Raw genomic sequence first — 12,777 nt, 5'->3', positions numbered from 1 at the left:
GCCCGGCGCGGACCTGGCCGCGGCCCGGGCGGCCGTGGCCGCCACGCGCGCACCGGTGCGAGTGCTCGAGATATCAACTGTCGATGGGAACGGGGACCTCACCGCGGCCCTGGTAGCGCGCCCCGGTGAACTGTGGGTCATCCGGCCCGATGCCCACGTCGCCGCGGTGGTGACCGACCGGGCGGGGCTGACGGCGGCCCTGAACCGGGTTCTGGCCGTGCATGACCCGACGAGGAAGGTGACAAGCCATGGCGTACTACCGGCGGGTCGGTGAAGTACCGCCGAAGCGGCACACCCAGCACCACACGCCCGAAGGCGGCCTGTACTACGAGGAACTGATGGGGGAGGAGGGCTTTTCGAGCGATTCGGCGCTGCTGTACCACCGCAACATCCCGTCCGCGATCGTCGACTCCGCGCCCTGGCAGCTCCCGGATCCGCGGACCGAACCGAACTACCCGCTCAAGCCCCGGCACCTCAAGCTCCACGAGCTGTTCCCGGGCGAGGAATGGAAACGCCACGACGTGGTGAACGGTCGCAGGCTGGTGCTCGGCAACAGCGACGTGCGGATCTCCTACGCGGCCGCGGGTGAGGCGTCTCCGTTGTACCGCAACGGGATCGGCGACGAGTGCGTGTACATCGAGTCCGGCGAAGGTGTTGTGGAGACGGTTTTCGGGTCGTTGCCGTTCCGGCAGGGCGATTACGTGATCCTGCCGAGGGCGACGACCCATCGCTGGGTGCCCAGCGGTCTGGTGCGGGCCTACGTGATCGAGGCGAATTCGCACCTCACACCCGCCCGCAGGTACCTGTCGAAATTCGGCCAGTTGCTGGAGCACGCGCCATTCTGCGAGCGGGATCTGCACGGTCCGGCCGAGCCCTTCCTCGCCGGCGGAGAGGACGTCGAGGTGCTGGTCAAGCACCGCGGCAGCGCGGGAATCGTGGGCACGAAGTTCGTGTACCCCCAGCACCCCTTCGACGTCGTCGGCTGGGACGGCTGCCTGTATCCGTACACGTTCAACATCAGCGATTTCGAGCCCATCACCGGCCGTGTGCACCAGCCGCCGCCGGCGCACCAGGTGTTCGAGGGAGACAACTTCGTCGTCTGCAACTTCGTCCCGCGCAAGGTGGACTACCATCCGCTGTCCATCCCGGTGCCGTACTACCACTCCAATGTGGACTCCGACGAGGTGATGTTCTACTGCGGCGGGGACTACGAGGCACGCAAGGGTTCCGGGATTGGCCAGGGTTCGATTTCGCTGCACCCGGGCGGGCACTCGCACGGGCCGCAGCCGGGCGCCTACGAGCGCAGCATCGGGACGGAGTTCTTCGACGAGCTGGCCGTAATGATCGACACGTTCCGCCCGCTCGAACTCGGTGAAGGCGGGATCACCACCGAGGACCCCGGCTACGCCTGGACGTGGGCCGGGCGGGGGCCGCGATGATTCCCGAGCTGTTCAAGGGATTGCTCGACGACGCCGCGGTCTTCCCGCCCGGCCTGATGCCGCTGCCCGAAGCGGTGGCCGCGCACGAGCGCCACCTGGCGTCGCCGTACGCGGACATCATCGGGCCGCTCGTGCTGGCCGCACCGGCGCTGGCCGAACTGGGTTCCGTGGAGTTCGCGCTCGCGGTCACCGCCCCGGCCGGGCCCACCCAGCTGCCGGAGGTGTTCGCGCGGGCCGGGAACCGGCTGGCAGCGCTGGAAATCGCGGTGCCTGAGGGCATGAGCCTGGCGGAGTTCTTCACCGCTGTCGGCGGCTTGGAGGCGCCGGTCTTCGTGGAGATCCCGCGCGACGAGCGACGCGCCGAGGTCATCGAAACCTGCGTGAAAACCGGTCACCACGCCAAGTTCCGGACCGGTGGGGTGACCTCCGGGATGTTCCCGGAGGAGGCCGAACTCGCCGCCGCGATCGGCGCCACGGTGCGCGCCGGGGTCGCGTTCAAGGCCACCGCCGGCCTGCACCACGCGATCCGTAACACCGACCCGGTCACCGGCTTCGAACAGCACGGTTACCTCAACGTGCTGGTGGCCACGGAGGCGGCGCTGGCCGGAGCGGGCGACGCGGAGCTGGCGGCCGTTCTCGCGAACCGCGACGCCGCGGAGATCGCCGCTCGAACATCCACTGTGGACCCCGCGACCCGCGAGTGGTTTCGTTCGTTCGGTACGTGCAGCATCGTCGAGCCGCTGACCGAGCTGGCGGGTCTCGGCCTGGTCCCGGCCGCCGTCGCGGCCGGGGAAGGAGTCACCGCGTGAAGATCGAGATTCCCGAAGGTTCGCCCTTCGGGCTGGTCAACCTGCCCTACGGCGTGTTCTCCACCCGGGAAAGCGGGCCACGCGTCGGTGTCCGTGTCGCGGATTTCGTGGTGGATCTCGCGATGGCACTCGGTGACGAGGTGTTCGCGCGGCCTTCGCTGAACGCGTTCATGGCGCAGGGATTCGACCGCTGGAAAGAGGTACGAGGGCGGATCACCGAGCTGGTGTCCGGCGAGGTGCCCGGCGAAGTGGTGCACGCCGTCGCGGACGTGACGCCGCACCTGCCGATCGAGGTCGGCGACTACGTCGACTTCTACGCGTCCGAACATCACGCGAGCAACCTGGGCCGCCTGTTCCGGCCGGACTCCGAACCGCTCATGCCGAACTGGAAGCACCTGCCCGTCGGCTATCACGGCCGCGCCGGGACGGTGGTGGTGTCCGGCACGGACATCGTGCGGCCGTGCGGGCAGCGCAAGGCCGCCGATGAGACCGCGCCCACCTTCGGGGAATGCCGCAGGCTGGACATCGAGGCGGAGCTGGGCTTCGTCGTCGGCACGGGTTCACCGCTGGGCTCTTCGGTGTCCACCGCGGAGTTCGCCCGGCGGGTGTTCGGCGTGGTGCTGGTCAACGACTGGTCCGCCCGCGACATCCAGGCCTGGGAGTACGTGCCGCTGGGTCCGTTCCTCGGCAAGAGTTTCGCGACGTCGATCTCGCCGTGGGTCGTGCCGCTCGTGGCGCTGGAGGCCGCGCGGGTGCCGACGCCGCCGCAGGACCCGGAACCGTTGCCCTATCTGCGGGAAGCCGAGCCCTGGGGACTCGACATCGACCTCACCGTGTCCTGGAACGGTCAGGATGTCTCGCATCCTCCGTACCGGGAGATGTACTGGTCCCCGGCGCAGATGCTCGCTCACATGACGGTCAACGGCGCGGCAAGTCGCACGGGCGACCTGTATGCCTCCGGCACGATCTCCGGGCCGGAAAAAGATCAGCGGGGCGCGTTCATCGAGCTGACCTGGGGCGGGAAGGAACCCATCCAGGTGGGCGACGAGGAACGCACCTTCCTGCTCGACGGCGACGAGGTCGTCATCTCGGCCACGGCCCCGGGCGCGGGCGGCGGCCGGATCGGTTTCGGGGAGGTGCGCGGCCGGATCCTGCCCGCCACCGAGGCCAAGCGCTGAGCAGGCCCGGAGATCTTGAACTCGCGGGTGAGGGGAGATTGCGTGCCCGGCCGTCTCCGTGGACGAACACGACCACATCCCCGGCCTCGTCCGCACGGGAGCGCCGCCCGGCGAGATCGAGTGGACGAGGCCGGGGGTACACGCTGCGCCCGGCCGCACGGTCGATGACCGGCTCATAACACGTTCCTGTTCACGAGTACTCCGCTAAGTTCCGCTGCGCTTGTCCGCGTCGATAACGTGTTCTATTTTTGGCGGGTGGGCATCGACTTGGGGCTGACCGGCGCGGTGGTGCTGGTGACCGGGGGCGTGCGAGGGGTGGGCGCCGGGATCAGCCGGGTGTTCGCCGGACAGGGTGCGACCGTGGTGACCTGTGCGCGGCACGCGCCGGAGACCACGGTCGGGGAGTTCCGGGCGTGTGACGTCCGGGACGCCGGCCAGGTGGGGTCGCTGATCTCCGGGATCGTCACCGACCACGGTCGTCTCGACGTGGTGGTCAACAACGCCGGCGGCAGCCCTTTCGCGCCGGCGGCCGAAGCGTCGCCCCGGTTCCACGACAAGGTCGTGCAGCTGAACCTGCTGGCGCCCCTGCTGGTCGCGCAGCAGGCGAACGCGGTGATGCGACGCCAGGACACCGGGGGCGCGATCGTGATGGTGTCCAGTGTCAGCGGGAAACGGCCTTCGCCGGGGACGGCGGCGTACGGGGCCGCGAAGGCCGGGCTGGACAACCTGACGGCGAGCCTGGCGGTGGAGTGGGCGCCGAAGGTGCGGGTGAACGCGCTGGACGTGGGGATGGTGTGCACCGAGCAGGCGCATCCGCACTACGGCAGCGAGGCCGCCGTGGCGGCGGTGGGCAAGACGGTGCCGTTGGGGCGGCTGGCGGACCCCGACGACGTGGGTTGGTGTGCGGCTTTCCTGGCCTCCGGCCTGGCTTCCTACGTTTCCGGCGCCACGTTGCTGGTTCATGGCGGCGGCGAGATGCCCGCGTTCCACGCCGCGACCGACGTCAACTACTCCCAGGAGGATCCGTGAGCCGGCATGGTTGTTTTTGGTTTGCGGATCCGGCCGGGTGCGGGTGTCCCGCACAAACACAGGAGGACAAGTGAGTGGGTTGTGCCGCGACAGGGTCGTGGTCGTCACCGGTGCGGGCCGCGGGATCGGGCGGGCGCACGCGCTGGCCTTCGCGGACGAGGGCGCGCGGGTGGTGGTCAACGACATCGGGGTCGCGCTGGACGGGTCGGCCACGGGTGAGGGCCCGGCCGCGCGGGTGGTGGCCGAGATCGAGGAACTGGGGGGCAAGGCGGTCACCAGCACCGACGACGTAACGGACTTCGCGGGCGCGCGGAATCTGATCGACACGGCGTTGCGGCATTTCGGGCGGCTGGACGTGCTGGTCAACAACGCGGGGTTCGTGCGGGACCGGATGCTGGTCAACCTGAATGAGGACGAGTGGGACGCGGTGATCCGCGTGCACCTGAAAGGCCATTTCGCGCCGTTGCGGCACGCCGCCGGGTACTGGCGGGCCGAGGCGAAGGCCGGGCGCGCGCGGGCGGCGCGGGTGGTCAACACCAGTTCGGGCGCCGGGTTGCTGGGCAGTGTGGGGCAGGCGAACTATTCGGCCGCGAAGGCGGGAATCACGGGACTGACCGTGGTGGCGGCGGCTGAGCTGGGCCGCTACGGGGTGACGGTGAACGCGATCGCCCCGTCGGCGCGCACGCGGATGACGGAGGAGGTGTTCGCCGGGGACATGGCGAAGCCGGACTCGGGGTTCGACGCGATGGCTCCGGAGAACGTCTCGCCGCTCGTGGTGTGGCTGGGCAGTGCGGAGTCGGCCGGGGTGACGGGCCGGGTGTTCGAGGTCGAGGGCGGGAAGGTGTCGGTGGCGCAGGCGTGGCGGCACGGTCCCGCGGTGGACAAGGGCGCGCGGTGGGAGCCGGGCGAACTGGGGCCGGTGGTGACCGGGTTGCTTGCCGAAGCGGGCGAGCCCGAGCCGGTCTACGGACAGGATGCGAAGCGGTGACCCCCGCGGTACGCAGCTGTGTCACTGAGCGCGCCGGCCGAAGGCTACGCCATCGTGGCGGCAGGGCGCAGACCTGGAGAGAGGGTGGATTCGTACCCGAAAGCGCCTGGCGACGCGATTGCGTTCGCGCGGGTCGCGGAAAGCCGGGGTGAACTGATGCCGGTCACGCGGGAACGGGCCGAGGAGCACATCGAAGTCGTCACGGTGGATTACCCGCCGGTGAACGCCTTGCCGGTGCGGGGCTGGTTCGATCTGGCCACTGCGCTCGGGCAGGTGGGCGAGGACCGCGATGTGCACGTGGTGGTGTTGCGCGCGGAGGGCCGGGGTTTCAACGCCGGGGTGGACATCAAGGAGATCCAGCGAAGCACCGGCTACGACGCGCTGGTCGGCGCGAACCGGGGCTGTCACGCGGCGTTCGGTGCGGTTTACGAGTGTGCGGTGCCGGTCGTCGCGGCGGTGCACGGGTTCTGCCTGGGCGGCGGCATCGGGCTGGTCGGGAACGCCGATGTGGTGGTGGCGTCGGAGGACGCGACGTTCGGGGTGCCGGAGGTGGAGCGCGGCGCGCTCGGGGCGGCGACGCATCTGGCGCGGTTGGTGCCGCAGCATCTGATGCGCACGCTGTATTTCACCGCGCGCACGATCACCGCCGCCGAACTGCGCTCCCACGGCTCGGTGTACCAGGTGGTGCCGCGCGCCGAACTGGACGAGGCCGCGCTGGTGGTGGCGCGGGACATCGCGAAGAAGGACACCCGCGTGATCCGCGCGGCCAAGGAGGCTTTGAACGGCATCGACACCCAGCAGGTGCACCGCAGCTACCGCTTCGAGCAGGGCTTCACCTTCGAACTCAACCTGCTCGGCGCCCCCGACGAAGCTCGCGAAGCCTTCCTGAAGGACAAAAATGGATAAGCGGATGACCGCCGGCGAGGTCGCGGCGGAGATCACCGACGGCATGACGATCGGCATCGGCGGATGGGGTTCGCGCCGCAAACCCATGGCGCTGGTGCGCGCGCTGTTGCGTACCCCGGTGAAGGATCTGACGGTGGTGTCCTACGGCGGCCCGGACGTGGGCCTGCTGTGCGCGGGGGGCAAGGTCCGGCGGGTCGTGTTCGGATTCGTGACGCTGGACTCGATCCCGTTCGATCCCTGGTTCGGCCGGGTCAGGGAGACGGGGGCGATCACGGTCACCGAGTACGACGAGGGCGTGTTCTGTGCGGCCCTGTCCGCGGCCGCGCAGCGGTTGCCGTTCCTGCCCACGCGGGCGGGACTCGGCTCGGACGTGCTGCGGGTGAACCCCCGGTTGCGCACGGTTCGCTCGCCCTACGCCGATGGTGAAGAACTCCTGGCCGTCCCGGCACAGGAACTCGACGTGGCCCTGGTGCACCTCAACCGTGCCGACTCCCGGGGCAACGCGCAGTATCTCGGCCCGGATCCCTACTTCGACGACCTGTTCTGCCTGGCCGCGAAGAAGCGGTTCGTTTCGGTGGAAAAGATCGTGGCCACCGCGGAACTGACCACGGCCGGTCCGGTGCAGTCCTTGCTGCTCGACAGAAGCAACGTCGACGGCGTGGTGGAGGCGCCGCGCGGGGCGCACTTCACCACCGCCGTTCCCGACTACGGGCGGGACGAGCGGTTCCAGCGGCACTATGTCGCCAGCGCGAAGGATCCCGGCGCCTGGTCGCGGTTCGTGGACCGGTTCCTCTCCGGCGACGAACACCGCTATCTGTCCGAAGTGGACAAGTTCACCCTGGAGGCCGCGTGATCGACGATGGCGGGGACCCGATCATGTGGGCCGACCGGGTGCGGGTGTCCCGCAAAACACTGGAGGCACCGACGGGCGATAATCGCGAAGCCCTGCTCGTGGGTGTCGACCGGGTGCGGGTGTCCCGCAAAACACTGGAGGCCGCGTGAGTGCGACGAGGGCCGAGATCGCGGTTGTCGCGGTCGCCGAACTGTTCCGGGGTGACGGGGAGATCGTGGCCAGCCCGATGGGCCCGATCCCGCGGCTGGGGGCGAAACTCGCCCGCCTGACGTTCGAGCCCGGCCTGCTGCTGTCCGACGGCGACGCCTACCTGCTCGACGCGGACGGGGAAATCGAGGGCTGGCAACCGTTCCGGCGGATGCTGGACACCATCGTGCCGCACGGGCGACGGCACGTGGTGATGGGCGCCAACCAGATCGACAGGTTCGGTAACCAGAACATCTCCGCGATCGGCGACCATGCCCGGCCCGTCAAACAGTTGCTGGGCGTGCGGGGCGCGCCCGGGAACACGGTCAACCACCGGACCAGCTACTGGGTGCCCAAGCACGGCAAGCGCGTCTTCGTCGAGTCGGTGGACGTCGTGTCCGGGGTGGGCTACGACAACGCCGCCAAAGCCGGGCAACGGTTCCACGACGTGCATCGCGTGGTCACCAACCTCGGTGTGTTCGGCTTCGACAGCCCTGACCACGCCATGCGCGCGGTCTCGCTGCATCCCGGAGTGACCGCCGGCGACGTGGCGGCGGCGACCTCGTTCGCGCTCGGCTGCGGCGGCGCCGGGGTCACCCGCGAGCCCACGGACGAGGAACTGCGCCTGATCCGCGAAGTGCTGGACCCGGAAGGTTTCAGGGACACGGAAGTTCCGTCATGACACTGGAGACCGAACTGACCAGGCTGGTCGGGATCCGCCATCCGGTCGTGCAGACGGGGATGGGCTGGGTGGCCGGGCCGCGCCTGGTGTCGGCGACGGCGAACGCCGGGGGCCTGGGCATCCTCGCCTCCGCCACGATGACCTGTGCCGAACTCGTGGCCGCCATCAGGGAAGTCAAGGGCCGCACGGACAAGCCGTTCGGCGTGAACCTGCGCGCGGACGCGGCCGACGCCGGGGACCGGGTGGAGCTGCTGATCCGAGAGAAGGTGAAGGTCGCCTCGTTCGCGCTGGCGCCGCGCAAGGAGATGATCGCCAAGCTCGCCGGCCACGGCACCGTCGTCATCCCGTCGGTCGGGGCCGCCCGGCACGCGGAAAAGGTCGCCTCCTGGGGCGCGCACGCGGTGATCGTGCAGGGCGGCGAAGGTGGCGGGCACACCGGGGGAGTGGCCACCACGTTGCTGCTGCCCTCGGTGCTGGACACCGTGGACATCCCGGTCATCGCCGCGGGCGGTTTCTTCGACGGCCGCGGCCTGGCCGCCGCGCTCGCCTACGGCGCGGCCGGGGTGGTGATGGGCACCCGGTTCCTGCTCACCCGGGACAGCACGGTGCCCGACGAGGTCAAGCGGTACTACCTGGGACAGGGGCTGACCGGCACCGTCGTGACGAGACGTGTCGACGGTTTGCCGCACCGGGTACTGCGCACCGATCTGGTCGAAGCGCTGGAGAGATCCGGCCGTTTCCGCGCCCTGATCCAGGCCGTGCGCAACGCGCTGCGGTTCCGCGGGATCACCGGACTGTCGCTGCCCGCGATGATCCGCGAAGGCCTGGCCATGAAACACGGCAACGATCTGACCTGGAGCCAGCTGATCATGGCCGCCAACACTCCGATGCTGTTGCGGGCGGGGCTCGTCGAGGGCCGCATCGACGCCGGGGTCCTGGCTTCGGGGCAGGCCGTCGGCATGATCGGCGACCTGCCCAGTGTCGCCGACCTCGTCGAGGGGATCGTCAAGGAGGCCACCGGTATCCTGCACGACCTCGGCAAACTCGTGAACTAATTAGGGTTCCGCGCACCGGGGAATCGATGCTTAGATCGCGCTCCGGGGGGTAGCCGCACGAGGAGTCTGTTGAAGGAGGCGTCATGTCGTTAACCGACGTGGAGACCGGCGAGTTCACCGGCACCAAGGACAAGGACTACGACATCATCTGGTTCGTCGAGGCCTGCTTGAGCAACGCCCTCCGCCTGGAAGTCTACGTCCGGGACGCCGAACGGGCGGGCGACCGGGAACTGGCGGAGTTCTTCCGCCGCGCCCAGAGCGAAAGCCGCAAGGGGGCCGAGCAGGGCAAGAAGCTCCTGGCACAGCGGCTCCGCGCCTAGCCCCGTTCTCCGCACATGGACACGTTTCGGCTGGTCAGCGGGCTGCACCAGGATGATTTCCCGGGTATCACCGCAGGTCGGCGGCTCATGTGCGGATACCCGGCCTGGCCGGCGACGGTGAATTGCCCGATTTGACCGCGAAGACCGGAACGCGTCAGGACTGCCCGTCCGTTGGCAGGGCATGTTACGGATGACGATCGAGCCCCGGTCCCTGGTAGTCATCGCCGGCCTGCCCGGCTCGGGCAAGAGCACCCTGTTGCGCGGTACGCGGTCCGACCGGCCGCTCGTCGTGCTGGATTCCGACCAGATGCGGGACCGGCTCGCGGCGCTCGTACCCGAGGGCACGCCGTATTCGCGGTACCGCCCGTTGGTCCACGTGCTGCACCGGCTGCGCGTGACGCTGGCGGTGCTCCGCGAGCCGGGCCCGGTGGTCGTGCACGACCCCGCGACGGGGGTGGCCACCCGGGCCTGGCTCATGGTGCTGGGCCGCCTCTCCGGTCGGGCGCGGCACTTTCTCTGGGTCGAGTGTTCGCCCGAGGACGCCGAGGCCGGCCAATGTGCCCGCGGCCGCGTGGTGCGTCATAACTCGTTCCGCCGTCACGTGCGACGCCTTCCGCACATGAGGGCTTTGCTCGGTGGGGGCCTCCGCGGCTGGAACCGCACCGCCGTCGTCGACCGGTCCAAGGCCGCTTCCGGCCTCCGTCTCGTCGTTCCCGGCCTGCCCGCGGAGGCCGCGTCCGGGCGGAGGTGATCCACTCTGACTGGTATTCTTCGTTCGGGCGCCAGGGATCCCGATCGTCCATTGTGGACTCGTCGGGCTACCGGTGGTCCGGATCTGTGCGGAAGCTCACGTGATGGTGGAGAGTGAGGTTCAGTGGTCTCACACTGTCTTGCGGGTTGGAAAATTGCCCGATAGCCTGTTGTGTCCACCTTCGGAAGAAGCAAAACGTGAAGTTGACTCACGTGTGTCCCTGTGAATAACCTGCGAGGACGCCGGAGGTCACCGCAAGTTCGGCGTCGGCTGTCAGAGGGTTGTGCGGGGGCCCTTAGCTACACAACGGAAGGCCCTCAGGAGCCTTGAAGAAGATCATGGGAACGCGCAGAGGACGCTCGATCCGGACCAGGGTCCTCGCGATCGCCTTCGTACCCAGCGTCGCGCTGCTGGTCTCCGGCCTGGCGCTGGTGAGCTATCTCGTCTCCCAGGCGGTCGAAGCGCGCTCGTTCATCAGTAAGGTGCACGACGCCGCGACCCCCGGCGTGAAGTTCTTCGCCACGGTGCGCACGGAGCGTCAGCTCACGCTCACCGACCTGGCGAGCCGGGGTGGCGTGCACAGCCAGCTGGTCCAGGCCAGGGCGGCGACCGACGCGACGGCCGCGCAGATGACCTCGGTCCTCGCCGCCTTGGCGGACCAGGCGCCGGACCGGGTGAAGGCGAGCATCGCGCGGACCGCCGCGAACATGGCCAGGCTGCCGGAATTCCGTGCGCAGGTCGACAGCGGGAAGACCTCGCTGCTCGACGCCTACGGCTTCTACAACCGGATCATCGACGAGTTCACCGAGGGCCTCAACGGTGTCGCGGAGCGGTCTCCCGACGCCGAGACCGCCTACCTCCGGGTCACCGCGATGCCGCTGTTCGCCGCCGCCGACGCGATGGCCCGTGGCGACGCGCTGGCGGCCGCCGGGCTGGCCGGAGGTGGCCTGGGCAACGACGAGTTCCGCACCTTCGTCTCCGTGGTCGGCAGCTACCACGCCGGGTTCGACAGCCAGGTGCCGGAAATGATCCCGTCGGTCAAGCAGAAGTATGACGCGCTGCGGGCCGGCCCGGCATGGGCGACCCTGACCACCGTCGAAAACTCGGTCCTGGGCGGCAACCGCACCACGCTTCCGGTGCCCCAGCAGCAGTGGCGGGATTCGGCGAACCAGGTCGCCGGGGCCCTGACGAATCTCTACATCGAACAGAGCTCCAACGCGACCCAGGTCGAAATCGACACCGGTAACCGGATGCTGCTCACGTCGATCCTCGCGGGCGTGGCGGCGCTGCTGCTCTCGGTGGTGGTGTCGATCATCGCCTGGCGCCTGTCCAGCCGGCTCGTGCAGCGGCTGACCAGGCTCCGGCGGGAGACCCTGGAGATGGCCGACACCCGGCTGCCCGAGCTGGTCGACCGGGTCCGGCACGGCGAGGAGGTCGACCTCGCGGCCGAGATGTCCCCCCTGGACCACGGGACGGACGAAATCGGGCAGGTGGCCGACGCGTTCAACAAGGCGCAGCGGACCGCCGTCGCGGCCGCGGTGGACGAGGCGAAGACCCGTGAGGGAACCAAAAAGGTGTTCCTCGACATCGCGCACCGTAGCCAGATCCTCGTACACCGCCAGCTCCAGGTGCTCGACGAGGCGGAGCGCAAGCAGGAGGATCCCGACCAGCTCGACCTGCTGTTCAGGCTCGACCACCTGTCCACCCGTGCCCGCCGCAACGCCGAGAACCTCGTCATCCTCGGCGGTGAGCGGCCCGGGCGCCAGTGGCGGAACCCGGTCTCGCTGGCCGACGTGATCAGCGGCGCGCTGGCGGAGGTCGAGGACTACGCCAGGGTCACCGTCGGCCGGATGCCGGAGATCGCGGTCGGCGGTCCGGCCGTCGCCGACCTCATCCACCTGCTCGCGGAGCTCCTCGACAACGCGGCGTCGTTCTCCCCGCCGGAGGCCAGGGTCGACATCATGGGCGGCGTGGTCGGCAAGGGCGTCGCCATCGAGATCGAGGACCAGGGCCTGGGCATCGAGCCGGAGCGGATGGACGAGGTCAACGCGATGCTGCGGAACCCGCCGGACTTCAGCGTCATGGCGCTGTCGGCGGAGCCTCGCCTCGGGCTGTTCGTGGTGGCGCGGTTGGCTTCGCGCCAGAACATCGGCGTGACCCTGCGTAACTCCGCCTACGGCGGTACGCGGGCGATCGTGCTCGTCCGGTCGGAACTGCTCACCTCGCTCCCCCCGGCGGAGGGGACGGTGGTCGTCCCGCCGTCCGCCGTGCCGCCGCAGCAGAGCACCCGGAACGGGAACGGACAGCACGCCGGGGGAAACGGGCACCGGAGCCCCCCGGTGCGCCGGGGAAAACCGGTCCCGGTCGTCGAAGAGGAACCGGCGTGGCCCCGGCAGCAGGCCGCGGAACGGCCCCGGGGCGAGCTGTTCCAGCCGCCGCCGCGGCAGGCCCGTCCGGAGCACGAGGCGCGGCCGGTGCACGAGGCCCGTCCGGAGCATGCGGCGCGGCCGGTGCACGAGGCCCGTCCGGAGCATGCGGTGCGGCCGGTGCACGAGGCCCGTCCGGAGCATGCGGCGCGGCC

General features: G+C 69.7%; 13 protein-coding genes and 1 pseudogene. All 14 read left to right on the top strand.

Going from position 1 to position 12,777, the window contains the following annotated elements; genetic code table 11:
• Positions 1–274 (top strand): annotated as a pseudogene (locus VJT49_RS23685) (pentachlorophenol monooxygenase); the annotation flags it as partial.
• Positions 249–1,439, top strand: coding sequence for a homogentisate 1,2-dioxygenase (locus tag VJT49_RS23680; protein WP_324167101.1), 1,191 nt, complete (start codon positions 249–251; stop codon positions 1,437–1,439). The pseudogene VJT49_RS23685 and the gene VJT49_RS23680, both read left to right, overlap by 26 nt.
• Complete coding sequence (locus VJT49_RS23675; RefSeq protein WP_324167100.1) at positions 1,436–2,248, top strand: hypothetical protein; 813 nt, start codon at positions 1,436–1,438, stop codon at positions 2,246–2,248. Before VJT49_RS23680 ends, VJT49_RS23675 begins: the two co-directional genes overlap by 4 nt.
• Positions 2,245–3,426 carry a fumarylacetoacetase gene (gene fahA, locus VJT49_RS23670; RefSeq protein WP_324167099.1) on the top strand — a complete coding sequence of 394 codons (1,182 nt, stop codon included), beginning with the start codon at positions 2,245–2,247 and terminating at the stop codon, positions 3,424–3,426. The genes VJT49_RS23675 and fahA overlap by 4 nt, the downstream gene beginning before the upstream one ends.
• A 255-nt stretch (positions 3,427–3,681) precedes the next feature.
• Positions 3,682–4,455, top strand: coding sequence for an SDR family oxidoreductase (locus VJT49_RS23665; RefSeq protein WP_324167097.1), 774 nt, complete (start codon positions 3,682–3,684; stop codon positions 4,453–4,455).
• A 70-nt stretch (positions 4,456–4,525) separates the two neighbouring features.
• Complete coding sequence (locus VJT49_RS23660) at positions 4,526–5,443, top strand: SDR family oxidoreductase (RefSeq protein WP_324167096.1); 918 nt, start codon at positions 4,526–4,528, stop codon at positions 5,441–5,443.
• 156 nt (positions 5,444–5,599) lie between these two features.
• Positions 5,600–6,349: an enoyl-CoA hydratase family protein gene (locus tag VJT49_RS23655; RefSeq protein ID WP_324167103.1), complete on the top strand. Its 750-nt coding sequence runs from the start codon at positions 5,600–5,602 to the stop codon at positions 6,347–6,349.
• Positions 6,342–7,202, top strand: a complete 861-nt coding sequence (locus VJT49_RS23650) for a CoA transferase subunit A (protein ID WP_324167095.1) — start codon at positions 6,342–6,344, stop codon at positions 7,200–7,202. Before VJT49_RS23655 ends, VJT49_RS23650 begins: the two co-directional genes overlap by 8 nt.
• On the top strand, positions 7,199–7,351 hold the full coding sequence (locus VJT49_RS23645; protein WP_324167094.1) for a hypothetical protein: 153 nt from the start codon (positions 7,199–7,201) through the stop codon (positions 7,349–7,351). Before VJT49_RS23650 ends, VJT49_RS23645 begins: the two co-directional genes overlap by 4 nt.
• Complete coding sequence (locus VJT49_RS23640) at positions 7,348–8,070, top strand: CoA-transferase (protein ID WP_324167093.1); 723 nt, start codon at positions 7,348–7,350, stop codon at positions 8,068–8,070. Before VJT49_RS23645 ends, VJT49_RS23640 begins: the two co-directional genes overlap by 4 nt.
• A gap of 2 nt (positions 8,071–8,072) precedes the next feature.
• The gene (locus VJT49_RS23635; RefSeq protein ID WP_324167102.1) at positions 8,073–9,125 is read left to right on the top strand and encodes an NAD(P)H-dependent flavin oxidoreductase; all 1,053 of its coding nucleotides are present in this window, start codon (positions 8,073–8,075) and stop codon (positions 9,123–9,125) included.
• A gap of 83 nt (positions 9,126–9,208) precedes the next feature.
• The gene (locus VJT49_RS23630; protein ID WP_324167092.1) at positions 9,209–9,445 is read left to right on the top strand and encodes a hypothetical protein; all 237 of its coding nucleotides are present in this window, start codon (positions 9,209–9,211) and stop codon (positions 9,443–9,445) included.
• Between the two features lie 190 nt (positions 9,446–9,635).
• Positions 9,636–10,196, top strand: coding sequence for an AAA family ATPase (locus VJT49_RS23625; RefSeq protein ID WP_324167091.1), 561 nt, complete (start codon positions 9,636–9,638; stop codon positions 10,194–10,196).
• Between the two features lie 338 nt (positions 10,197–10,534).
• A partial coding sequence (locus tag VJT49_RS23620) for a nitrate- and nitrite sensing domain-containing protein (protein WP_324167090.1) occupies positions 10,535–12,777 on the top strand: 2,243 nt, incomplete at its 3' end.

The organism is Amycolatopsis sp. (genome assembly GCF_035276945.1).
In the GTDB taxonomy this organism is placed as follows: Bacteria; Actinomycetota; Actinomycetes; order Mycobacteriales; family Pseudonocardiaceae; genus Amycolatopsis_E.
This window is presented reverse-complemented; position numbering and strand designations above follow the sequence as displayed.

Excerpts from the sequence above, each read along its gene's own strand:
- VJT49_RS23680 (WP_324167101.1), top strand. The coding sequence starts at position 249 with ATGGCGTACTACCGGCGGGTCGGTGAAGTACCGCCGAAGCGGCACACC.
- VJT49_RS23675 (WP_324167100.1), top strand. The coding sequence starts at position 1,436 with ATGATTCCCGAGCTGTTCAAGGGATTGCTCGACGACGCCGCGGTCTTC.
- VJT49_RS23655 (WP_324167103.1), top strand. The coding sequence starts at position 5,600 with ATGCCGGTCACGCGGGAACGGGCCGAGGAGCACATCGAAGTCGTCACG.
- VJT49_RS23650 (WP_324167095.1), top strand. The coding sequence starts at position 6,342 with ATGGATAAGCGGATGACCGCCGGCGAGGTCGCGGCGGAGATCACCGAC.
- VJT49_RS23630 (WP_324167092.1), top strand. The coding sequence starts at position 9,209 with ATGTCGTTAACCGACGTGGAGACCGGCGAGTTCACCGGCACCAAGGAC.
- VJT49_RS23625 (WP_324167091.1), top strand. The coding sequence starts at position 9,636 with ATGACGATCGAGCCCCGGTCCCTGGTAGTCATCGCCGGCCTGCCCGGC.